The 22,994-nt window shown below is 72.6% G+C and carries 20 protein-coding genes and 1 pseudogene; 9 read left to right on the forward strand and 12 right to left on the reverse strand.

Features of this window, described 5'->3' with window-relative positions; all coding sequences use genetic code 11:
* Positions 1–11: 11 nt before the first annotated feature.
* Positions 12–566 carry a TetR/AcrR family transcriptional regulator gene (locus tag HD593_RS15465; RefSeq protein WP_185102828.1) on the reverse strand — a complete coding sequence of 185 codons (555 nt, stop codon included), beginning with the start codon at positions 564–566 and terminating at the stop codon, positions 12–14.
* Between the two features lie 87 nt (positions 567–653).
* Between HD593_RS15465 and HD593_RS15470 the strand changes: the two genes are divergently transcribed.
* From HD593_RS15470 to HD593_RS15505, 8 genes and pseudogenes are all read left to right on the forward strand, one after another.
* The gene (locus tag HD593_RS15470; protein WP_185102829.1) at positions 654–1,850 is read left to right on the forward strand and encodes a cytochrome P450; all 1,197 of its coding nucleotides are present in this window, start codon (positions 654–656) and stop codon (positions 1,848–1,850) included.
* 65 nt (positions 1,851–1,915) lie between these two features.
* Complete coding sequence (locus tag HD593_RS15475) at positions 1,916–2,614, forward strand: response regulator transcription factor (RefSeq protein ID WP_185102830.1); 699 nt, start codon at positions 1,916–1,918, stop codon at positions 2,612–2,614.
* Entirely contained in the window at positions 2,611–4,011 is a 1,401-nt protein-coding gene (locus HD593_RS15480; protein ID WP_312903484.1) for a HAMP domain-containing sensor histidine kinase, read from the forward strand. Before HD593_RS15475 ends, HD593_RS15480 begins: the two co-directional genes overlap by 4 nt.
* 25 nt (positions 4,012–4,036) lie before the next feature.
* A pseudogene (locus HD593_RS15485) lies at positions 4,037–4,432 on the forward strand (glycosyltransferase); the annotation flags it as partial.
* 115 nt (positions 4,433–4,547) lie between these two features.
* A complete protein-coding gene (locus tag HD593_RS15490; RefSeq protein WP_185112766.1) occupies positions 4,548–5,579 on the forward strand; it encodes a mannosyltransferase YkcB-related protein in 1,032 nt (343 codons plus the stop codon).
* A 76-nt stretch (positions 5,580–5,655) separates the two neighbouring features.
* On the forward strand, positions 5,656–6,423 hold the full coding sequence (locus HD593_RS15495) for an ATP-binding cassette domain-containing protein (protein ID WP_185102831.1): 768 nt from the start codon (positions 5,656–5,658) through the stop codon (positions 6,421–6,423).
* A complete protein-coding gene (locus HD593_RS15500; protein WP_185102832.1) occupies positions 6,420–7,382 on the forward strand; it encodes an ABC transporter permease in 963 nt (320 codons plus the stop codon). Before HD593_RS15495 ends, HD593_RS15500 begins: the two co-directional genes overlap by 4 nt.
* Positions 7,383–7,394: 12 nt before the next feature.
* Complete coding sequence (locus HD593_RS15505) at positions 7,395–8,360, forward strand: ABC transporter substrate-binding protein (RefSeq protein WP_185102833.1); 966 nt, start codon at positions 7,395–7,397, stop codon at positions 8,358–8,360.
* Here the strand turns inward: HD593_RS15505 and HD593_RS15510 are convergent.
* The 5 genes from HD593_RS15510 to HD593_RS15530 all read right to left on the reverse strand — a co-directional run bounded on the left by HD593_RS15510 (position 8,357) and on the right by HD593_RS15530 (position 11,850).
* A complete protein-coding gene (locus HD593_RS15510; protein ID WP_185102834.1) occupies positions 8,357–8,623 on the reverse strand; it encodes a hypothetical protein in 267 nt (88 codons plus the stop codon). The two genes, HD593_RS15505 and HD593_RS15510, sit on opposite strands and share 4 nt — an antisense overlap.
* 69 nt (positions 8,624–8,692) lie before the next feature.
* Positions 8,693–9,544: a helix-turn-helix domain-containing protein gene (locus tag HD593_RS15515; RefSeq protein ID WP_185102835.1), complete on the reverse strand. Its 852-nt coding sequence runs from the start codon at positions 9,542–9,544 to the stop codon at positions 8,693–8,695.
* A 57-nt stretch (positions 9,545–9,601) separates the two neighbouring features.
* A complete protein-coding gene (locus tag HD593_RS64325; protein WP_312903485.1) occupies positions 9,602–9,874 on the reverse strand; it encodes a hypothetical protein in 273 nt (90 codons plus the stop codon).
* A gap of 93 nt (positions 9,875–9,967) precedes the next feature.
* Positions 9,968–10,981, reverse strand: a complete 1,014-nt coding sequence (locus tag HD593_RS15525) for a phosphotransferase family protein (protein WP_185102837.1) — start codon at positions 10,979–10,981, stop codon at positions 9,968–9,970.
* A 62-nt stretch (positions 10,982–11,043) separates the two neighbouring features.
* On the reverse strand, positions 11,044–11,850 hold the full coding sequence (locus HD593_RS15530) for a GNAT family N-acetyltransferase (protein ID WP_185102838.1): 807 nt from the start codon (positions 11,848–11,850) through the stop codon (positions 11,044–11,046).
* Positions 11,851–11,917: 67 nt separating this feature from the next.
* Between HD593_RS15530 and HD593_RS15535 the strand changes: the two genes are divergently transcribed.
* A complete protein-coding gene (locus HD593_RS15535; RefSeq protein ID WP_185102839.1) occupies positions 11,918–12,796 on the forward strand; it encodes an ROK family protein in 879 nt (292 codons plus the stop codon).
* Here HD593_RS15535 and HD593_RS15540 read toward each other — a convergent pair.
* The 6 genes from HD593_RS15540 to HD593_RS15565 all read right to left on the reverse strand — a co-directional run bounded on the left by HD593_RS15540 (position 12,750) and on the right by HD593_RS15565 (position 22,980).
* The gene (locus tag HD593_RS15540; RefSeq protein WP_185102840.1) at positions 12,750–14,603 is read right to left on the reverse strand and encodes an acyclic terpene utilization AtuA family protein; all 1,854 of its coding nucleotides are present in this window, start codon (positions 14,601–14,603) and stop codon (positions 12,750–12,752) included. The genes HD593_RS15535 and HD593_RS15540 overlap by 47 nt on opposite strands.
* A gap of 2 nt (positions 14,604–14,605) precedes the next feature.
* Positions 14,606–15,373, reverse strand: coding sequence for an enoyl-CoA hydratase-related protein (locus tag HD593_RS15545; RefSeq protein WP_185102841.1), 768 nt, complete (start codon positions 15,371–15,373; stop codon positions 14,606–14,608).
* Complete coding sequence (locus tag HD593_RS15550) at positions 15,370–17,298, reverse strand: ATP-binding protein (protein WP_185102842.1); 1,929 nt, start codon at positions 17,296–17,298, stop codon at positions 15,370–15,372. Before HD593_RS15550 ends, HD593_RS15545 begins: the two co-directional genes overlap by 4 nt.
* The gene (locus HD593_RS15555; protein ID WP_185111875.1) at positions 17,295–18,830 is read right to left on the reverse strand and encodes an acyl-CoA carboxylase subunit beta; all 1,536 of its coding nucleotides are present in this window, start codon (positions 18,828–18,830) and stop codon (positions 17,295–17,297) included. The genes HD593_RS15550 and HD593_RS15555 overlap by 4 nt, the downstream gene beginning before the upstream one ends.
* Before the next feature lie 154 nt (positions 18,831–18,984).
* Positions 18,985–21,435, reverse strand: coding sequence for a serine/threonine-protein kinase (locus HD593_RS63390; protein ID WP_312903486.1), 2,451 nt, complete (start codon positions 21,433–21,435; stop codon positions 18,985–18,987).
* 183 nt (positions 21,436–21,618) lie between these two features.
* Complete coding sequence (locus HD593_RS15565) at positions 21,619–22,980, reverse strand: FAD-binding oxidoreductase (protein ID WP_312903487.1); 1,362 nt, start codon at positions 22,978–22,980, stop codon at positions 21,619–21,621.
* Positions 22,981–22,994 lie beyond the last annotated feature (14 nt).

Genomic DNA, 22,994 nt, shown 5'->3' on the forward strand with positions numbered 1-22,994 from the left:
CGGCCCGGGGCTCAGTCGGCGACGAGCTTGGCGGCCACCTCCAGGGCGACGTCCGCCCGCTCGGCCTCGTCCAGGTCCATGTCGAACAGGAACGGTGCGCTCCCGAGGATCACCGCGAACACCGCCAGCCTGGCCTCGAACTGCTTGACCGCGTCAGCCCCCGGTACGGCGAGCACCGACAACATGCCGACGATCCGGCTCCGCATGCGCTCCCCGGCCACGTTGTGCTGCATGACGCCCTGGTTCACCTGCGCGAACCTGAACATCGGCCGCCACTGGTCCTCCATCAGCCCCGCCATGCGCCGCAGGATCTCCCGCCGGGACTCGGCCGTCCTCGGCTGCTCCGCGGCCCAGGCCATCAGCTCGTCGATCGAGTCGCACAGCCGGTCCACCACGCTGGCGAGGATGTCCTCCTTCGTGCGGAAGTGGTAGTAGAGCGCCGGTCTGGTGATCTCCAGCCGCTCGGCCACCTCCTGCAGCGAGGTCTTGTCGTATCCGCGCTCGGCGAACAACTCCAGCGCCACCTGCTGGATCCGCTCACGTGTGTCCGTCCGCCGGCCCGCCATCCCGCTCCCATCACTTGACGGCCCATCGCCTCATTGCTTACTTTCACGTAAGTAAGCAATGCGATCGGCTTCTTTGGGGGCAACACTATGGCGCATTCCTTCCCAGTTCCGCGTACCTGCCCGTTCGCGCCGCCGCCCGAGTACGAGCGGATGCGCGAGGAGGCCCCGCTCGTACGGACCTCGCTCCCCGGCGGCGACGTCTGGCTCGTCACCCGGCACGCCGAGGCCAAGCAGGTGCTCGGCGGCGGCGGCATCAGCACCAGCCCGGCCACGCCCGGCCACCCCAACGCCGCGCTCCGCCCCTCGCCGCCGCCGTCGCCCGAGGAGGCGGCGGCCATGGAGAGGTTCCTGGCCGGCCACTTCATCGACCTGGACCCGCCCGAGCACACCAGGTTCAGGCGGCTGCTCATCCCCGAGTTCACCGTCAGGCGGATCAGGGACCTGCGGCCGGGCATCCAGGCGCTGGTCGACGGGCTCATCGACGACCTGGTCGCGCGGGGCTCCGAGGCCGAGCTGGTCGAGTCGTTCGGGCTCGCCCTGCCCTCGCTGGTGATCTGCCAGCTCCTCGGCGTCCCGTACGCCGACCGGGAGTTCTTCCAGGCGCGCACCCGCGAGATGCTCAGCTCCGACGGGGACTTCCACACGCCGGCGTTCGCGATCAGGGACTACCTCGACGGGCTCGTCACCGGCGCCGAGAAGGCTCCGAGGGACGACCTGCTCGGGCGGCTGATCACCGGCGGGCAGCTCACGCACGACGAGCTGGTGGGGGTGATGTTCCTGCTGCTCGTCGCCGGCCACGAGACCACCGCCAACATGATCCCGCTGGCCACGCTCACCCTCCTGCGCCACCCGGACCAGCTCGCCGCGCTGCGCGAGAACCCTGATCGCTGGCCGATGGCGGTCGACGAGCTGCTGCGCTTCCACTCGATCGTGGACTGGGTGGCCTTCGACCGGGTCGCCGTCGAGGACCAGGAGATCGGCGGGCAGCTCGTCAGGAAGGGCGAGGGCATCTTCGTGCTCGGCGCCTCCGCCAACCGGGACGCGCGGGCGTTCGAGCGGCCGGACGAGTTCGACGTCGAGCGCGGCGCCCGCCACCACGTGGCCTTCGGGTACGGCGTGCACCAGTGCCTGGGCCAGAACCTGGCGCGCGCCGAGCTGGAGATCGCGCTGCGCACGCTGTTCGAGCGCCTGCCCGGCCTGCGGGTCACGGTGGCCGACGAGGAGCTGTCCGCCAAGTACGATGGACCCATCTTCGGGCTCACGTCGATGCCCGTCGCGTGGTGATCCTCATAAATTCTCCGTGAGGCCGTTCATCACGTTTTCATGATGAGCCCCTAGCGTTTGTAAGCATGAGTGAGCCCGCACGGTTGCTGGTAGTGGACGACGAGCCCGCGTTGCGCGAGGCTCTGCAGTCGAGCCTGGAGTTCGAGGGCTACAAGGTCGTCACCGCCAACGACGGGCAGCAGGCGCTCGACGCCCTGGCGGCGGAGCCGTACGACGCGGTGCTGCTCGACGTCATGATGCCCCGGCTCGACGGGCTGACCGCGTGCCGCAGGCTGCGCGGGTCGGGCAACCACGTGCCGGTGCTCATGCTCACGGCCCGCGACGCGGTCGGCGACCGGGTCTCCGGGCTCGACGCGGGCGCCGACGACTACCTCGTCAAGCCGTTCGAGCTGGACGAGCTGCTGGCCAGGGTGCGGGCCCTGCTGCGGCGCGGCGCGCTCAGCTCGGGCACCCCCGAGGGCGACACGCTCTCGTACGGCGACCTGCACATGGACCCGGCGACCAGGGAGGTCACGCGCGGCGAGCGCCGGCTCGACCTGACCAGGACCGAGTACCTGCTGATGGAGCTGTTCCTGGCGCACCCGCGCCAGGTGCTGACCAGGGATCAGATCCTCAGCGAGGTGTGGGGCTTCGACTTCGAGCCGACGTCCAACTCGCTCGACGTGTACGTGATGTACCTGCGGCGCAAGACCGAGGCCGGGGGCGAGCCGCGCGTGATCCACACCGTGCGCGGGGTGGGTTACGTGCTCAGGGCGACGCAGTGAACGGCGGTGAGCTGCGGGCGCGGCTGGTCGCGCTGTCCAGGCGCGGCAGCCTGCGCACGCGGCTGACGCTGCTGGTCACGGTGGCCGTGGCGCTGGCCATCGCGATGTGCGCGGGCCTGTCCTACTACGTCCTGCAAACCCGGCTCATCGGCAACTTCGACCAGAGCATCCTGGAGTCCGTGAGGGGCGGTGACAGGGGGTTCCTGGAGCACAACTGCACGCCGGACGGCACGCGGGGCCCGTTCGCCGACGGCTCGGCGACGTTACTGTTCGCCAACGGCACCACCTGCTCGATCGGCCAGTCGCCCATCGTGCCGGACTACGAGCGGGACTCGGCGGCCTTCGAGCCGTGCGAGCCCGTCTACCGTTACGGCACGACGCGCGACGGCAAGCCCGTCCGCGTGGTGACGGTCAACTTCAAGCCCGGCGTGGCGGTCATGGAGTCCAGGCCCGTCGGCTACATCCAGCGCACGTTGCGGCTCGCCGGGGTCAGTCTCGCCGGCATCTCCGTGCTCGGGGTGCTCGGCGCGGCCCTGGCCGGGCTCGCGATCTCCCGCTCCGCCCTGCGGCCGGTCGGCGAGCTGACCAGGGCGGTCGAGCACATCGCGCAGACCGAGGACCTCGACACCCGCATCCCCGTCCACGGCGACGACGAGATCGCCCGCCTGTCCTCCTCGTTCAACGCCATGACCGCCGCCCTGGCCGGCTCCAGGGAGCGCCAGAAACAGCTCGTCGCCGACGCCGGCCACGAGCTGCGCACCCCGCTCACCACCCTGCGCACCAACATCGACCTGCTGCTGCGCAGCGAGCAGACCGGCCGCAGCCTCGACCCGGGCGCCAAGGAGCGCCTGCTGGTCAACGTGAAGGCGCAGTTCGCCGAGCTGTCCACGCTGGTGGCCGACCTGCTCCAGCTCGCCAGGGGCGACACCGACCACGAGCCGCACGTCGAGCTGGGCCTCCACGAGGTGGTCACGGCCGCCGTGGAGCGCGCCAGGCTGCGCGGCGCCGAGGTCGTCACCGACCTCAGCCCCTGGTACGTCGTGGGCAGCGCCACGTCACTCGAACGGGCCGTGCTGAACCTCATCGACAACGCCGCCAAGTTCAGCCCGCCCGGCGCCCAGGTCGAGGTGAGGCTGCGCGACGGCCGCCTGACCGTGCGCGACCACGGCCCCGGCCTGCCCGAGGAGGAGCTGCCGCACGTCTTCGAGCGGTTCTGGCGCTCCCCGTCGGCCCGTGGCCTGCCCGGCTCCGGGCTGGGGCTGGCGATCGTGGCGCAGGCCGTCACGGAGGCCGGCGGCAGCGTGAGCCTGGAGAACGCCCCGGACGGCGGAGCCATCGCCACCATGACCCTGCCGGGAACTCTCATCCGCAACTCAGAATCGGATAAGTCGGCTTAAAGACCCAAAACGTGTCCTTTGCTGCATGAAGACAACAGCAGTGCGGACCCGCCTGGTCGAGGTGGTCGTCCCGGTCCACAACGAGCAGCGGGCGTTGCGGGCCGGCATCACCCGGCTGCAGGCCTACCTCGCCAGGAACTTCCCCTACGGCTTCCGCATCACGATCGCCGACAACGCCAGCACGGACAACACCTGGCAAATCGCCACCGAGCTGGCCCGGGAGCTGCCGGACGTACGCGCCGTGCACCTGGACGAGAAGGGCCGCGGGCGGGCGCTGCGCAGGGTGTGGTCGCAGAGCGAGGCCGACGTGGTGAGCTACATGGACGTGGACCTGTCCACCGACCTCGACGCGTTCCTGCCGCTGGTGGCGCCGCTGCTGTCCGGCCACAGCGACGTGGCCCTACAACGGCCTCGGCCGCGTCTTCGGCCAGGGGCGTGGCGGCGGGGGTGGTGGCTTCGGCGGGGAGGCCGGGGCCGGGCGGCTGTTCAACGACATCCTGGCGGGGCAGATCTCGTGGCTGCTGCCGTTCTGCGTGGTGGCGCTGGGGTTCGCGGTCCTGCCGCGGGTGCGGCGGCGGTTCGCCGGCGGCGGGCCTACGGCGGCGGCCTGGCTGGTGTGGGGCGGGTGGCTGGTCGTGCACTCCGTGGTGTTCAGCTTCTCCAGCGGCACCTTCCACCCGTACTACACGACGGCCATGGCTCCGGCGGTGGCCGCGCTGACCGGGATGGGGGGTGTGGTGATGTGGCGGGCGTACCGGCGGTCGCGGGCGTGGGCCTGGGTGCTGCCGCTGGCGGTGGCGCTGACCGGGGGCTGGTCGTTCGTGGTGCTGCGGCGCACGCCTGACTGGCTGCCGTGGCTGGCCTGGGTTGTGCTCGGGGCGACCCTGGTGGCCGTGGTGGTGCTCGTGCTGGCCAGAGTCCTGGGCAGGGTGCAGGTGCGGGTCGCGGCCGTCGCGCTGGTGGCCGCGCTGGTGGCCGCGCTGGTGGCCGGGCTGGCCGGGCCCGCCGCGTACGCGGTGACGCCGCTGCGGTCCCAGATCAACGGGACGAACCCGACCGCCGGGCCCTCGTCCGGACGGATGGGCTTCGGCGGGCCCGGAGGCACGCCGGGACGCATGCCGGACGGTGGCCGGTTCCCGGGCGGCGCGGCCCAGCCGGGCGGGAACCCGCAGGAGGGGCGGACGGCGGCGACCGGCGAGCGCGGCAGTGGCCGGACCGGATTCATGGGACGCGGCGGCCCAGGCGGCGGCGTCAGCGACGAGCTGGCCGGGTACCTGGTGGCCAACCAGGGCGGCGCCATGTGGCTGGCCGCGGTGAGCAGCGCCCAGCAGGCGTCCGGCCTGATCCTCTCCACCGGCAAGCCGGTGATCGCCATGGGCGGCTTCACCGGCAGCGACCCCGCCATGACCGTGGACCGTCTCCGTTCGCTGGTCTCCTCGGGACAGCTCAGGTACGTCCTGCCGGGCAGCGGCGGCCGTCCCGGCCGGGGCAACGCGGAGGTGACGAGCTGGGTCCAGCAGAACTGCACGGCCGTGGACGGCCAGGACGGGCTCTACGACTGCAAGTGACAGGCGAGGGCGGCGCTCCTGCGGCGGCGCCCCACTGGGTCTTGACAACGATGTCAGGCCGCTTCTTGATGGTCTTATGGCCGCACCGCTGATCGCCGCCCGCGGGATCGTGAAGAGCTACGGCCAGGTCGAGGCGCTGCGCGGCGCGGACTTCAGCTTGGGGGCCGGCGAGGTGGTCGCGCTGATCGGCGACAACGGGGCGGGCAAGTCCACGCTGGCCAAGATCCTCTCGGGCGTCGAGCGCCCGGACGGCGGGACGATCGAGGCCGACGGCGAGCCGGTCGCGTTCGGGTCCGTGGAGGAGGCCAGGGGCGCCGGGATCGAGACCGTCTACCAGGACCTCGCGCTCTGCGCCGACCTCACCCCCGCCGCCAACTTCTTCCTCGGCAGGGAACGCCTCAGGCCCGGCCTGCTCGGCCTGCTCGGCGTGCTGGACAACGCGGCCATGCGGCGGGAGACCCAGCGGGCCTGCGAGCGGCTCGGCGTGCGGCTGGCGTCCCAGAGCGCGCCCGTGTCGGCCCTGTCCGGCGGGCAGCGGCAGGGCGTCGCGGTGGCCAGGGCCGTCACGTGGGCGCGGCGGGCGGTGTTCATGGATGAGCCGACGGCGGCGCTGGGCGTGCTGCAGACGCGGCGGGTGCTCGACCTCATCAGGACCGTACGGGACTCCGGCGTGTCCGTCGTGCTCATCAGCCACAACATGCAGGACGTCATGGCGGTCTCCGACCGGGTCGAGGTGTTGCGGCTGGGGCGGCGGGTGGCCAGGTTCGACACGGCACGGGTGTCGATGGAGGAGCTGGTCGGCGCCATGACGGGCGTGCTCGAACAGCGGGAGGCCCAGGAATGAGCGGCCCAGGGACCAGGCCGGCGCGGCTGGGCGGGCTCCAGGTCGTGTGGATCGGGCTGGTGCTGGCCGGGCTGCTGGTCGCGTTCTCCGTGCTGGCCCCGCGCTCCTTCCCCACCTCGTTCAACCTGCTGAACCTGGTCAGCGACGCCGCCATCCTCCTCCTGCTGGCCACCGGCATGACGTTCGTGATCATCACGGCGGGGATCGACCTGTCGGTCGGCGGCGTGCTGGTGTTCTCGGCCGTGGTGGCGGCCAGGGTCATCGAGGGCACCGGCTCGCCGCTGCTCGGCGCGGCGGGCGCGCTCGCCACCGGCCTGGCCTGGGGCCTGCTGAACGGCGTGCTGGTCGCGCTGGGCCGGATCCCGGCGCTGATCGTGACGCTGGGCACGCTGGGCATGTCCCTCGGCGGCGCGCTCCTGCTCACCGGAGGCGTCGACCTGCGCGCGCCCGCCGGCCTCAACCTGGGGCTCGGGCTGGCGCGCTGGCTCGGCGTGCCGCTGATCGTGTGGATCTGCGCCGCCATCACCGCGGTCCTGGCCCTCGCGCTGGCCTTCACCCGCTTCGGCCGGCACACGTACGCGATCGGCTCCAACGCCGAGGCCGCCCGGCGCGGCGGCGTGGCCGTGCGCAGGCACCTGATCAAGGTGTACGGCCTGGCCGGCCTCCTCGCCGGCCTGGCGGGGCACCTGTCGCTGGCCAAGTACGGCATCACCGGCGTCTCCGCGCACTCCACCGACAACCTCCAGGCCATCGCGGCCGTGGTGATCGGCGGCACCTCCCTGTTCGGCGGGGCGGGGACGGTGGCGGGCACGGTCATCGGCGTGTTCATCCCCGTCGTGCTGCAGAACGGCTTCCAGATCCTCGGCGTACGGCCGTTCTGGCAGCAGGTGGTGGTGGGCGCCGTGCTCGTCGCCGCCGTCTACGTGGACCAGTGGAGGCGCCGGGCCCGCGACCAGTAAGGAGGCACCACCATGCGCAAGGCCATGGCCGCTCTCGGAGCGATGTTGCTGCTCACCGCCTGCGGAGGCGCGGGCGGTGGTGCGGGCGGTGGTGACGACCGGATCAGGGTGACGCTCGTGCAGGGCCTGGCGGGGGAGGAGTTCTACGAGACCATGGCGTGCGGGGCGCGGGCCAAGGCCCAGGAGCTGGGCGTGGCGCTGGACGTGCAGGGGCCGCAGAAGTTCGACCCGACGCTGCAGACGCCGATCGTCAACTCCGTCGTCGCGGGCGGGCCGGACGCCATGCTGATCGCCCCGACCGACGTCAAGGCCATGATCGCGCCGCTGACCCAGGCCAAGCAGCAGAACATCAAGATCATCCTGGTGGACACGGTGGTCGAGGACCAGAGCATCGGCCTGTCCAGGATCAGCACCGACAACCTCAAGGGCGGCGCGGCGGCGGCCAAGGCGCTGTCGGAGCAGGTCGGAGGCAAGGGCAAGGTGCTGGTGATCTCCACCGACCCGGGCGTCAGCACCGTGGACGCGCGGATCAAGGGCTTCGAGGAGGAGCTCGGGGCGAACCACCCGGGCCTGACCTCCCTCGGCGTGCAGTACTCGCACAACGACGTCGGCGAGGCCTCCCGCATCATGAACGCCGCGCTGGCCAAGGACGCCGACCTGGCCGGGGTGTTCGCCACGAACCTGAACTCGGCCACCGGCGCCGGCACCGCACTCCAGCAGGCCGGCAAGCTCGGCAAGGTCAAGATGGTCGGCTTCGACGCCGGCCCCGCCCAGGTCGAGCAGCTCAGGGCGGGCGTCGTGCAGGCGCTGATCGCGCAATTGCCCGGGGACATCGGGGCGAAGGGCGTGGAGCAGGCCGTCGCGGCGGTCAGGGGCCAGCAGGTCACCCCGTCGATCCCCACGGACGCCACCATCGTCACGGCCGCGAACGTGGACCGGCCCGAGGTGCAGAAGGTGCTCTACAAGGCCGGTTGCTAGGCGGGCAGGGCCGCCAGGAGGAAGGCGAGGCGGGCGGCGGCGGACTCGACGTCCTCCGTGGTGCCCAGGCGGTAACCCCACGAGGTGATGAAGGCGCCCTCGTCGGAGCAGGTCACGGTCTCGGCGAGGGTGGCCGAGAAGCGGTTGCGGACCGATACGTACGCCGGGTCGCTGGACAGCGCCAGGCTCTGCACGGCCAGGTCGGCATGACGGCCCGCGTGCCAGGCGAACCGCTCGAGGCAGAGCGCGGTATCAAGCATCATGCGTCACCTCCGCAACGTCTCGCGCCAGAATTGCACGATCTTGTGGTGGGAGGCAAGCAATTGCTGCGGTTAATGTGGAGTTTGTTTCCGGTAATCGTGAAGAATCGCGATGATGACCTCCCGCCCCGGTTCCCCGAACTCCGCCGCCTTCGCGTAATCGTCGAACGCCCGCACATAGAAGGCGATGTCATCGGGATCGCGCAGGATCAGGTCCTTGGTCATCGTGGCGACCGCGACCATGGCCTCGTTGTAGATCCAGAAGCCGTTGACCGGGTTGGCCGGCAGCTCGGTGCCGAACGGGATGACGCCGAACTCCACGTTCGGCAGCGTGCTGACGGCGAGCAGGCGGTCGAGCTGGCCGCGCATCACCTCGGGCGGCGCCAGCATCGTGCGCAGCGCGGCCTCGGTGACCACGAACCTGAACGTGCGCGTCCGGTCGTAGAGGATCTCCTGGCGCTGCATGCGCACCCGCACCGCCGCGTCGATCTGGTCGGCCGCGCTGTAGAGCCGCTTGACCTTGCGGAAGACGTGCCTGGCGTACTCGGAGGTCTGCAGCAGGCCCACGATGATGCCCGGCTCGAAGACGCGGAAGACCTTCGTGCGCGCCTCCAGGTCGCGGACGTCCTCCTGGATCGCGGCCAGGCCGCTGCGGTGGCGCTGCTTCCAGTCGTCGTGCCGCTCCAGCAGCGCGATGGACTGCCTGATCAGCTCGTCCGTCGTGTCGGGCGAGGCGTTGACGGCCTGCGCCCACACGACCACGTCATCCTCGGTCGCCGTCTGCCGGGCGTTCTCCAGCCTGGAGACCTTGGACGGCTGCCAGCGCAGCCGTCCGGCCAGCTCCTTGCCCGACAGATGGGCCGCCTCGCGCAGCTGACGCAACTGGCTGCCGAGGTCGATGCGCGCCTGCTGAAAGGACGTCACGGCGCAAGAGGCTAGCCCCGCCGGTGCCGATCATGCCAGGGCCCGTCGCAATTGTGATCAACTGGTTGCCGACGGTGTTCCTCCACTGGTCGGGAAAGCGTTTGCCTGTCGGTCACGGGTTTGTCCGGCGTCCGGCAGGACGCGGCGGGCGATCTCGGTGATGAGCTCGCGGGGAACCTCCACGGCGGCCTCGCCGTCGAGGACGTCGCGCAGGTCCGCGAGCGCCTCCGCGTCGGTGACCCGGAGACCCTGCACGACGATGGTGCCGCGGTCGGTCTCGTACAGGGTGGGGCAGGCGCCTGCCTCCGAGGTGGAGCCGAGAAACCGCATTCGCATGACGATCCTTCCCCGATTAACTGAGCAATTGCGCGCAATTGTACGCCGGGGGGTTCGCCTTGTGATCGTCTTTTCCGGAAATCGTGATTAGCCGAGGGCGCCGTTCATGAACTCCTCGGCCCGTTCGAACAGCGCCAGCGTCGTCGCGTGCAGCAGATCGCCGATGTCCTTGGGCGCCTTTCCGGCGAACGCCCTGGCATGGGTGCCTTCGAGCACGATGCCGAGCTTGAAGCAGGCCATCACCGCGTACCAGTCGATGGCCGACATGTCGCGCTCCGACAGCGCCGCGTAGTACGCGACCAGCTCGCGCGGCGGCGGCAGCCCCGGCACGTGATCGTTGCCCGACGGCCACATGGCCAGCAGCCAGCCGAGATCCACCAGCGGATCGCCGACCGTGCACATCTCCCAGTCGACGATCGCGGCCACGCGGGGGCTGTCGGGGGCGAACATGAGGTTCGCGAAGTGGTAGTCGCCGTGCATGACGCCCGGCGTGAACGTGCGGGGCAGATGGCGGGTGAGCCAGTCGGCCGTCTCGCGCAGGCCGGGGATGTCCGGCCCGGGGTAGCCGTCGAGCTCGCCGTAGGAGTCGAGCTCCTTGAGCCAGCGCGGCACCTGCCGCTCCAGGAAGCCCTCGGGCCGTCCGAACCCCGGCAGCACCGCCGGATCGACGCGCCCCAGCTCGGCCAGCGCGGCGGCGGCCTCCAGCCCCATCCGGTGCCTGATCGCCGGGTCGGACGCGTGCGGCTCAGGCAGCCCCGTCGAGGGGTTGAACCCGTCCACCGGCTCCATCAGGTAGAACACCGGCTCCCGCGCCGTCTGCGCGGCCACCAGCCGGGGTGCGGGCACCGGCGTGTCGCGCAGCGCCGCCAGCACCCGCGCCTCGCGGCGCAGCACCTCGTTGCTCTTGCGCCGGGTGTGCAGGGGAGGGCGGCGCAGCACGTACGGCTGGCCGCCGCGCTCGAAGCGCACCATGACGTTCTGCGTGCCGCCCAGGACCGGTGCCGGGTCCGTGATCGGGCCGCCCGGCAGCCCCTCGGCGTCCATCCACGCGCCGAGCTCGTCGAAGTCGATCGCGCCGACGTCGATGTGGGTGGAGGTCATGTACCGCCCCTCTACAGAACGATATTCTGGTGCTCGACCCTATGAGAGCGCCGCACGCACGGTCAACCCAGTGCCTGCATGAACGGCAGGTACTGGCACGACCGGTCACCCGGCAGCTCCCCGCCGCGCACCATCATCGAGACCTGCCACGGGCTGCCGATGCCGTGCTCGCCCGCCCACGCGATGAGCGCCTGCCTGGACAGGTCGAAGTCCATCCGCACCTCGCCGCCCGCGTGCAGCGCCAGATCGCCGATCAGCGCCCTGGCCGTCTCCTCGTCCCTGGCCACGACCGGGCCGATCACCGTGTTGTCGTCGTTGCGCCAGCAGTGGCCGAAACCGCCCTCGGCGACCAGCACCTGCTCGCCGAACCCGGACATCCGCCGCAACAACGCCGACCGGTCCGTGCCGAACAGCTCCGCGTCGAGCCGCAGGATGCCGTCGAGATCCGCCTGCGTGGCCGGGCGGGTACGGCCCGACGGCTCGCCGCGGAAGACGCCCGTGTGCTTGGCGGCCCGGCCGGCGACGCGGAAGCCGAGCCGCTCGTACAGGGGACGGCCCATCTCGGTGGCGTACAGCGAGACCGTGCGCCCGCCCGCCTGCTCCAGCGCGTGCTCCATGAGCCTGCCGCCCAGCCCCCGCCGCTCGAACCTGGCGGCCGTCAGCACCATGCTGATCACCGCGTGGTCGTCGCCGTAGCGGGTCAGGACATTCGTGGCGGCCAGGCCGTCGCCGTCGGGGGCGTCGATCCCGTACACCTCGCCGACCTCGAACAGCAGGCCCCACTTGTGCCGCTCGGGCAGCCACCCCCGGTCCTTGGCCAGCAGGGTGCAGTCGTCGAGGTCGTCCTGGGTGAGGCGGCGAACATCCATGGCGGCATTCTTCTGCATGCAGGATGGATGGCTCAAAGCGATTAATGGGCACCCTCCGGAGGGCTGGATGACGCACGTGGCGGCGATCGACGTCGGTGGCACCACCATGAAGGGCGGGCTCGTCACCAGGGACGGGACGATCCACCGCTTCGAGCGCCGCCCCACGCCCCGCTCCGGTGGCCCCGCCCAGGTCATCGCCGCCATCTCGGCCTTCGTCGCCGACCTCGCCCGCCCCCGTGACGGCGTGCGGCCGCTCGCGGTCGGGCTCGCCGTGCCCGGGCTCGTCACGCCCACCCACGCCGTCTTCTCGGCCGCGTTCGGCTGGCGCGACGTGCCCGCGCACGCGTTCGCCCCGGACGTGGACGTGCCGGTGGCGCTCGGGCACGACGTGCGGTCGGCGGGGGAGGCGGAGCTCGCGTACGGGGAAGGCGGGCGGGACGTGCTGTACCTGCCCATCGGCACCGGCATCGCGGGAGCCGTGGTGCTGTCAGGAGCGCTGTACGGTGGCGCGGGCGGGTGGGCCGGGCAGATCGGGCACATCCCCGTGCGGCCCGGCGGGGCGGCCTGCGGGTGCGGCCAGCAGGGGTGCCTGGCGGCCTACGCGTCCGGGGGCGCCGTGGCGGCCCGGTGCGGGCTTCCGGGGGCCGAGGAGGTCGTACAGGCGGTTCTGGCGGGGGACACGCGGGCCGTGGAGGTGTGGGGCGAGGCCGTGGAGGCGCTCGCGCTGGCGCTGGCCACGTACACGCTGGTGCTCGATCCCGCGGCCATCGTGATCGGCGGCGGGGTCTCGCGGGCGGGGGAGACCCTGCTCGGCCCGCTGCGTGCGCGGCTGAGCGGGCGGCTGGGGTTCCGGGAGGCGCCGGAGGTGCGGGCGTCGTCGCTCGGGGCCGGGGCGGGGCTCATGGGGGCGGGGCTGCTGGGGTGGCGGGCGGTGCCAGGGGCGTAGGGACGTCCACCGGGCGTGCTCGCAGCTCCTCGCCCAGGGCCTTGGCCTGGGGGTCCATTCGAGGGCTGGCGGCCACGCCCCTGCCCAGGAGGCCGTGGATGACGAAGTTGAGCGCCTTGAGGTTGGGCAGGTCGTGGCGGTCCACGCGGTAGGGGGCGAGGGCGGGGAGAAGCTGCTTGAGGGTGTCGGGGGTCAGGTGGGCGGCCAGCCAGTCGTAGCGGGCCTGGGTGTCGGTCCAGACACCCAGGTTGGCGTTCCCGCCCTTGTCTCCCGAACGGGCGCCCGCGATGCGGCCCAGGGGGATGGTGGTGCTCGCGTCCGGGGCCGGCCCGGCGCCGACCACGGGCGCCGGGCTCCGCCGCACGTCCTCCCGCCGACCCGGCGCTGCGAGGGGCGCGGGCGCTGCGGCGGGGCCCGCCGGCTGCACGCCTGCCGCTCCGGCGCCCGCCGCGCCTGCGGGAGCCGCCTCCGCGCCTGCAGCGCCCGTCCCAGCGCCTGCCGTGTCCGCCCGCGCGCCTGCGGCGCCGGCCCCTGCGTCTGCGGGGAGTTGCTGGCCGTTCACGAACACCCTCGGGTGTACCTGTGCGGCCGGGATCAGGACCGGCCAGTACACCCCGTACGGGGAGGCGTTGCCCGGTGGGGTGAGGCCGTAGAAGCCCGGGTAGCTGGCCAGGCCCGTCTCCACGACGGCGGAGGAGAAGGCGCGGCCCGCCTTGCGCTCGTCCGTGGACATGACCGTGACGCGCAGCAGGCCGGCGTCCGTGAGCGTGACGTCCACCTCGTCGAACGTCTCGCGCGGGATGCGGGCCCAGAGCGCCTCCTCGGCCACCCGCGCCTTGGCCGGCAGATCCAGGCCCGTCAGCACCAGCGTCATCGTGTTGCGGTAACCGCCCAGGTAGTTGACGGCGACCTTCAGCGTGTCCGGTGGCGGTTCGCCGCGGACGCCGGAGACCAGGACGCGGTCGGGGCCGTCGTCCGACAGGGTGATCGTGTCGAAGCGGGCCACCACGTCCGGCCCGAGGTAGCGGGGGCCGCCCAGCTCGTAGACGAGCTGCGCCGTGACGGTGCCGATCGAGACCAGGCCGCCGGTGCCCGGGTGCTTGGTGATGACGGACGAGCCGTCCGCGCGCAGCTCGGCGAGGGGGAAGCCGCAGTGGGCCAGGTCCGGTACGTCCTGGAAGAACGCGTAGTTGCCGCCCGTGGCCTGGCAGCCGCACTCGATGATGTGCCCGGCCACCACCGAGCCCGCCAGCGGGTCGAGGTCGTCGGGCCCCCACCCGTACCGCCAGATGCCGGGGCCCGTCACCAGGGCGGCGTCCGTGACGCGGCCGGTGACCACCACGTCCGCGCCCGCCGACAGGGCGGCGGCGATGGGGCGGCCGCCGAGGTAGGCGTTGGCGGTCAGCGGGGTCGCGGTGAGGTGCTCGCCGGTGTCGGCGTTGACGAGCGGGAACGGGTGGCCGGTGAGGCCGTCGCCGGTGACGTACGCGACGGACGGGGACAGCCCGAGGCGGGCGGCGAGGTCGTGGACGGCGTCCGCGCAGCCGGCCGGGTCGAGCCCGCCCGCGTTCGTCACGATCTTGATACCCCGGTCGAGGCAGGGCCCCAGGACGTCCTCCAGCTGGCGCAGGAACGTCGGCGCGTACCCGGGGCGGCCCTTGAGCCGGTTGCCGGCCAGGATGAGCATGGTCAGCTCGGCCAGCCAGTCGCCGGTGAGCACGTCGATCGGGCCGCCCTCGACCATCTCCTTGGCGGCGGAGAGCCGGTCGCCGTAGAAGCCGCTGCAGTTCGCGACGCGCAGCACCATGATCAGCCCTCCTGGGGCACCCACGCGGGCGGGCGCTTGGCCATGAACGCCGCGATGCCCTCCTGGCCCTCCGCCGAGGTGAACCGCTCGGACGACAGCTCGGTCATCCGCTGCAGGCCACCCTTGAACGACATCGCCGGCACCTCCCTGACGAGCCGCTTGGTGATCGCCAGCGCTTCCGGGCCGCCCTTCAGCAACATCTCGGCGTAGCGGGCCACGGTCGCGTCCAGGCCCTCGGGCGGGACGGCCGCCGACAGCAGGCCGATCTCCACCGCCCGCGCCGCGTCGAAGACCTCGCCGGTCAGGAAGTACTCGGCCGCCGCGCGGGCGCTCAGCCTGCGCAGCACCGGCACGGCGATCATGGCGGGCGCCACGCCGAGGCGTACCTCGGTGAACGCGAACGACGCCGTCAGCGGCGCGATCGCGAAGTCGCACGCCGCCACCAGCCCCAGGCCGCCCGCCCGCGCAGTGCCGTTGAGCCGGCAGATCACCGGCTTCCCGCTCTCCCAGATCAGCTCCATGACCTCGGGGAACGAGGCCGTGACCGGCGCCCCGGAGGCGCGCTGCTCCTTGAGGTCGGCTCCCGAGCAGAACACGTGCCCCGTGGCGGTCAGCACGATCACCCTGACCTGCGGCTCGGCCTGCGCCCAGCGCAGGCGGTCGGCCAGCTCGGCGAGCAGGCGGCTGGACAGCGCGTTGCGGTTGGGCGGCGAGTCCAGCGTGATCGTCGCGACGCCCCCCGCCAGCTCCTTGTGCACCAGCTCCGTCATGAGTCCCCCTCCTGGATGATCACCAGCACCGCTCCCGCGTCGACCTGCCGGCCCTTCTCCACCTGTACGGCGGCCACCACGCCGTCCGCCGGGGCGGTGATCCGGTGCTCCATCTTCATCGCCTCCAGGACCAGGACCGCCTGGCCCTTCACCACCCGATCGCCGGGCTCCACCTCGACCCGCAGCACGTTACCCGGCATGGGGGCCAGGAGTGATCCGGGCACGACGTGCTCGGCCGGCTCGGGGAGCCGGGGGACCGGGGTCAGCTCGGCGTGGCCGTCCGCGTGGTCGACGCACACGCTGCCGGGGTAGTGGGCGATCTCGTACGTGCGGCGCAGTCCGTCGTGCTCCAGGACCACCCGGTACGGCTCCGCGGCGGCGACGGTGACGCCCTCGGGGAGCGGGTCGTAGGTCACCTCGCCGGTCTCCTCGAAGCGGAGGGTTCGGGGCTGGGAGCGTACGTTCCGCCAGCCGGCGGGGAGGCCGGGGAGCACGCGGGCGCGGCTGCGGTTGAGCGCCGCCACGGCCAGCGCGGCCGCCAGCCCCGCCTGCCCGGCCGCCGACCCCGCGTGCCCGGCCGCCGGCTCGGCCGCCGATCCCGCCTCGGCGGGCGTTCCCGTGGCCGCAGTCGAGGCGCGGACAGGGCCGTCCGGGTCGAGGAAGCCGGTGTGCGTGTCACCGGCCACAAACTCCCGATTTGTCAGGATATTTACGAGTAAATCGCGATTGGTGGTCAGGCCGTGCAGCCGGGCCCGGCGCAGCGCCGACACCAGCTTGCGCACCGCCTCCGCCCGCGTCGCCCCATGCGCCACCACCTTGGCCAGCAGCGCGTCGTAGTGCGGCGACACGACCGACCCCGACTCCACCCCGGCGTCCACCCGCACGTCGCCCGGGATCTCGAACCGCCGCAACACCCCGGCCTGCGGCACGTGCTCGCCGTCCTCGGCGTACAACCGCGCCTCGACCGCCCATCCGGCGGGCGGCGGCGGCGCGGCGGGCAGCGCGGCCCCCTCCGCCACGTCGAGCTGCAGCCGTACGAGGTCCACCCCGTGCACCAGCTCGGTCACCGGATGCTCGACCTGGAGCCGGGTGTTCATCTCCAGGAACGCCACCCGGTCCCCCTTGACCAGGAACTCCACCGTCCCGGCCCCGACGTACCCGATCGTGCGCGCGGCCCGGACCGCGGCCTCGTACAGCAGCGACCGCGTCGCCTCGGAGATCCCCGGCGAGGGGCACTCCTCGATCACCTTCTGGTGCCGCCGCTGCACGCTGCACTCGCGCTCGCCCAGCGCCCACACGGTGCCGTGCCGGTCGGCCAGCACCTGGACCTCCACGTGCCTGGCCCGCTCCAGCAGAGGCTCGGCGAACACGGTGCCGTCGCCGAACGCCGCGGCGGCCTCCCGCCGCGCCGACTCCACCGCCTCCGCCAGCTCACCCGGCCCGCGCACCACCCGCATCCCGCGCCCGCCACCACCCGCGGACGCCTTCACCAGCAGCGGGAACTCCTCCGGCGCGGCCAGGTCGAGCGACGGCAGCACCGGCACCCCGGCCTCCGCCATCAGCCGCTTCGCCCCGATCTTGACCCCCATGGCCGCGATCGCCTCGGGCGGCGGGCCGACCCAGACCAGCCCGGCCGCCAGCACCTCCCGCGCGAACTCCGCGCTCTCCGACAGGAACCCGTAACCCGGATGCACCGCGTCCGCACCCGAGGCCCGGCAGGCCGCCAGCAGCCGCCCCGCGTCCAGGTACGTGTCGGCCGGGCGCGTGCCCGGCAGGCGTACCGCCAGGTCGGCCTCGGCCACGTGCGGCGCGTCCGCGTCGGCGTCGGAGAACACCGCCACCGTCGAGATGCCGAGCGCCCGGCAGGTACGGAAGACGCGGCGGGCGATCTCGCCCCGGTTCGCGACGAGCAGACGGGTGATCACGGCCGAAACACCCCGAACCCCGCCGCCCCGGGCACCGGCGCGCTGTTGATCGCCGACAGGCACAGGCCCAGCACGGTACGGGTGTCGCGCGGATCGATCACCCCGTCGTCGTACAGCCGCCCCGACAGGAAGAAGGCCAGCGACTCGGCCTCGATCTGCGCCTCCACCATCGCCCGCATCGCCGCGTCGGCCTCCTCGTCGTACACCTGCCCCTTCGCCAGCGCCGACGCCCGCCCCACGATGGACAGCACGCCCGCGAGCTGGGCCGGGCCCATCACCGCCGACTTGGCGCTCGGCCAGCTGAACAGGAAGCGGGGTTCGTACGCGCGCCCGCACATCCCGTAGTTGCCCGCACCGTACGAGGCGCCCATGACGACCGTCAGGTGCGGCACGGTGGAGTTGGACACCGCGTTGATCATCATGGCGCCGTGCTTGATGATGCCGCCCTGCTCGTAGTCCCTGCCGACCATGTAACCGGTCGTGTTCTGCAGGAACAGCAGCGGCGTGCGCGACTGGTTCGCGAGCTGGATGAACTGCGTCGCCTTCTGCGACTCCTCGCTGAACAGCACCCCGCGCGCGTTGGCCAGCACCCCCACCGGGTACCCGTGGATCCGGGCCCACCCGGTCACCAGCGAGGCCCCGTACAGCGGCTTGAACTCGTCGAACACGCTGCCGTCCACCACCCGCGCGATCACCTCCCGCGGGTCGAACGGCACCTTCAGGTCCTCCGGCACGATCCCGAGCAGCTCCTCGGCCGGATACGCCGGCTCCACCACGTCCGGATCGGGCGCGCGGCCCAGCTTCCGCCAGCCCAGCGAGGCGACGACGCGCCGCCCGATCCGCAGCGCGTCGTACTCGTCCTGGGCCAGGTAGTCGGCCAGCCCGCTGACCCTGGCGTGCATCTCGGCCCCGCCCAGCGACTCGTCGTCGGACTCCTCCCCGGTCGCCATCTTGACCAGCGGCGGCCCGCCCAGGAACACCTTGGCCCGCTCCCGCACCATCACGACGTGGTCGCTCATCCCGGGCACGTACGCGCCGCCCGCCGTCGAGTTGCCGAACACCAGCGCCACCGTCGGCACCCCCGCCGCCGACAGCCTGGTCAGATCGCGGAAGATCTGCCCGCCAGGAATGAAGATCTCCTTCTGCGTCGGCAGGTCCGCGCCGCCGCTCTCGACCAGGTTCACGTACGGGAGCCGGTTGCGCAGCGCGATCTCCGCCGAGCGCAGGGTCTTCTTGAGCGTCCACGGGTTCGAGGCGCCGCCGCGGACCGTGGGATCGTTCGCGGTGATCACGCACTCGACGCCCTCGATCACCCCGATCCCCGTCACCACGCTCGCCCCGACGGGGAAGTCGCTGCCCCAGGCCGCCAGCGGCGACAGCTCCAGGAAGGGGGAGTCGGGATCGACGAGCAGCTCCACCCGCTCCCTGGCCGGCAGCTTGCCGCGGGCGCGGTGCCGCGCCAGGTACTTCTCGCCGCCGCCGGCCGCCGCCTTGGCCTGCTCGGCGTCCAGCTCGGCCAGCTTGGCCAGCATCGCCTCGCGCCTGGCGCGGTAGTCGTCGCTCCCGGTGTCGAGCCTGCTCCTGATCACGACGTCCTCCCGACGATCATGCCAAGCACGCTAGCCCAGGCATGGAACGAGCCGCCACCCCTGGGGCGGGTGGCGGCTCTCTGCTCGTCGTCTTTGGCTAGCTGCAGTGGCTCCAGCCGGACTTCCAGCTGTAGGAGCTCCACGAGCCGCCCCAGATCACGCACTTCTTGGCGGCGGGCAGGCGCACCGGGCCGGCGTACGCGGTGAACTTGCCCGTGTTGTTGCCGCTGGAACCGCCCTTGACCTGGAGGATCGCGCTCATCGGCATCTTGCCAGGGTGCACCAGGCGCGACATCGTGACCACGCAGTTCTTGCCCGCGCCGCTGTGGTACAGCAGGTAGACCGTGGCGTTGGAGCCCAGCGCGCGCGAGTCGACGACCTTGTAGCCCGTGCCGCACACCGCCGTCACCTTGTACGGGTTGGGCTTCAGCGACGTGCCCGGCTTGTCCGCCTCACCCTCCGCGCGCACGGTCGTCGTGGGGCCGGAGGTCGGCTTCTCCGTCGGCTCCACGTCGGGCTCGACCAGCGTGGTCTTCTTCTTCTTGGTCGGGGTGGGCGTCGGCTCGGCGCTCTTCGTGGTCGTCTGGGGCCTGGGGGCCTCGGTGACCACCTGCGGAACCTGGGCGATCGGCTCCTTCGTCGGCTTCTTGGTCTTCTTCGTCTCTTCCGGCTCGATGTCCAGCGTGGGCACCGGCGCTGCGCTGTCCGACGGGATCACCACGGGCGGCGACTGCTGCGCGACCGGGGGCTCGCTCGGCTGACCCGCGCCGCCCGAGCCGCCGTCAGTCTCGCTGGAGGAGTTGCCCACGGCGACGACCGGGGCCTGCTTGCTGTTGGCCTGCACGACGATCGCGCCCGCCACGACGAGCAGCGCCGCCGCGGCGGCGCCCGAGAGGGCGAGGGTCAGGGTACGGCGCTGCTTGGCGGGCACCCCGCCCCCACCCGGCCGCGCCCCGGCCGTTCCGGCACGGCCACCGGCTCTACCGGGGCCATTGGGACCATGGGGCCTGCCCGGCCCGCCCTGGCCACCCGGTCCATGAGGCCCGCCCGGACCCGCGGGGCCGCCGTGGGCTCCCTGGAAGGGCTGACCTGGGCCGTGCGCGGGCATTCCGGACGCCGCCTGCGGGCCGCCAGGCATTCCGGGCTGAGCGCCGCCGCCCGGCATCCCGGACTGAGCACCATTGCCCGGCATCCCGGGCTGGGGCGCTCCGGACGCCATCCCGCCGGGCCCGCCCTGCGGCGCGCCACCCTGGACGGGGCCGGCGTGGGGGCCTGCGGGGCCGCCGTGAGGCAGGCCGGCCTGCGGTGCGTTGCCCGCGGCGCCGCCTTGACCGGCAGCGGCCTGGGCCGCGCCGCCCGGCTGGCCGCCTTGCCGGCCGCCTTGAGAGGCGCCGTGGGGCGCGTTGCCGGCGGGGCCGCCCTGGGCCGCCGCGGCCGCCTGGCGGCCGTAGTCGCCCGTCTGCGGCAGGGGAAGCTGCTGGGGGCCGGTCGGCTGGTGCCAGGGGCCGGGGTAGTCGTCCTGTCCGGACGTGCCACCAGGCCCGCCGCCGGGGACGCCCGAGCCGTCGGTGCCCGCCTGAGCGGCACCACCAGCACCGCCGGCACCGGCACCGCCCGCACCCGCACCGCCTGCGCCACCCGCACCGGCCAGCCCGGCCGCGCCGGCGCCGGCAGCGGCAGCACCGGCAGCGGCGGCCTTCTGGCCGCCGGTCACCGGCTCGATGGCCGACTTGGGGGCGGGCTGCCCCGTGAGGTGGACGATCAGCTCGTCGGCGCTCGGCCGCTGCGACGGGTCCTTCGACAGGCAGGCCGCCACCAGGTCGCCCAGCAGCCCCTCCATCTTCCCGAGCTCCGGCTCCTCGTTCAGGATCCGGTTCATCACCACGGGAATGGAGTCGGCCCCGAACGCGGGCTTGCCGGTCGCGGCGAACACCATCGTGACGCCCCAGGCGAACACGTCGGCCGCCTCCGAAACCTGCGCCCCGCTGAGCTGCTCGGGCGCCAGGTACGACGGCGTCCCCATGGCCATCCCGGTGGCCGTGGCGCCGGGGGAGTCCAGGGCGCGGGCGATGCCGAAGTCGATCACGACGGGACCCTCGGGCCCCATCAGCACGTTCGCGGGCTTGAAGTCGCGATGCAGGATCCCGGCCCGGTGGATGGCCGCCAGGGCGGTCGCCGTACTGATCGCCAGCCGCTCCAGGGCCGCACCCCGCCGCGGCCCCTCGTTGATGACCAGCTCGCGCAGGGACGGCCCCGGCACGAACTCGCTGACGATGTACGGCCGGCTCCCGTCCAGGTCGGCGTGGAGCACCGGAGCGGTGCAGAACCGGGCGACGCGCTGCGCCACCGCCACCTCGCGCAGGAAGCGCGTCCTGGCGTCGGCGTCCGCCACGAGGGCGTTGTGCAGCAGCTTGACCGCGACCTGTTCCCCGGAGTCGCTCTTGCCCAGATAAACAACGCCCTGGCCGCCCTCGCCGAGCCGGGCGACGATGTCATACGCCCCCAGCCGCCGCGGATCGTCCGCCGCCAACGGCTGGAACTGATTCACGTCGGACCCCCATCACAACCCAATAGATGAGGCAAAACGCTACCAGCGTGACCCTTGAGGCGTCTGCCGGACCTGTCAGAAGTTTCGTGTTTTGACGAAGAAAGTCAGGCTTCCGTCGCAGGTCGTGTGTGCCGGGACGCCCAAGGTCACGGCTTGGTGAAGGCAAGATCCAGTTGTCCGCGGTCAGATCGCCTTGCCGGGATTGAGGAGGCCGAGGGGGTCGAACACGGCCTTGATCCCCCGCTGGAGCTCGCCCGCGACCGGCCCCGACTCCAGCTCCAGCCAGCGCCGCTTGAGCAGCCCCACGCCGTGCTCCCCGGTGAGCGTGCCGCCGAGCTCCAGCGCGTCCTTGAACACCTCGTCCGCCGCGGCCCACACCTCGGGCGGCGGCTCCACGGTGCCGTGCTCGAAGATGAAGACCGGGTGCAGGTTGCCATCGCCGGCGTGCGCCACCGTGGCGATCCGCACCCCGTGCCGCTCCGCCGCCGCCTCGATCCGGCCGATCATCTCGGCCAGCGCCGAACGCGGCACGCACACGTCCTCGACCAGGCAGGCGCCCTGCCGCTCCTTGGCCCCGTACGCCAGCCGCCGCAGCCCGATCAGCTCGTCGGCCTCCTGCGGGCTGGAGGACACGGCGACGAACGAGGCGCCGTTCTCGGTGCAGATGCGCTCCATGCGCTCCACGGCGGCCTGGCTGTCGGCGGCGTCGGACTGGCCGATGAGCATGGCCTGCGTGCCGGGTTCGAGCCCGATGTTGCGCCACTCGTCGATGGCCTGCAGCGTCGCCCGGTCGAGCAGCTCCATCAGGGACGGCTGGCAGCCGGCCGCCATGATCGCCGACACGGCGGCACCCGCGTCCCGCAGCGAGGAGAAGTCGGCCGCGAACGTCGCCGGCGGCGCGGCCGGCGCGCGCCGCAACCGCACCGTGGCGGCGGTGATCACGCCGAGCGTGCCTTCCGAGCCGACGAACAGCCCGGTCAGGTCGTAGCCGGTGACGCCCTTCATCGTGCGCCGCCCGGTGTTCAGCACCCGGCCGTCGGCCAGCACGACCTCGAGACCGAGCGCCGAGTCCCTGGTCACGCCGTACTTCACGCAGCGCAGCCCGCCGGCGTTGGTGGCCAGGTTCCCGCCGATGGTGGAGATCTCGTACGAGGACGGGTCCGGCGCGTACATCAGCCCGTGCTCCCTGGCGGCCTTGTCCAGGTCGGCGGTGATGACGCCGGGCTCGACGACGGCGATCTCGTCGGCGGGGGAGAGCTCCCTGATCGCGGTCATCCTGGCCAGCGAGAGGATGACCGAGCCGTCGCCGGCCACCGACGCGCCGGCCAGGCCGGTGCCGCCGCCGCGCGGCACCACCGGCACCCGGTGCTCGGTGGCCCACCTCATGGTGGTCACCACGTCGTCGCGGGAGGTGGCGAGCACGACGGCGAGCGGCTTGCCGGGCTCCAGGAACGTGCGGTCGCGGGCGTAGGAGTCGATCACGTCGGGGTCGGTCAGAACGCGGGCATCGGACAGAGCGTTCACCAGGGCATCAATCGGTCTCACACCTTGCACCCTAT

It is taken from the genome of Nonomuraea rubra (genome assembly GCF_014207985.1).
Classification (GTDB): domain Bacteria; phylum Actinomycetota; class Actinomycetes; order Streptosporangiales; family Streptosporangiaceae; genus Nonomuraea; species Nonomuraea rubra.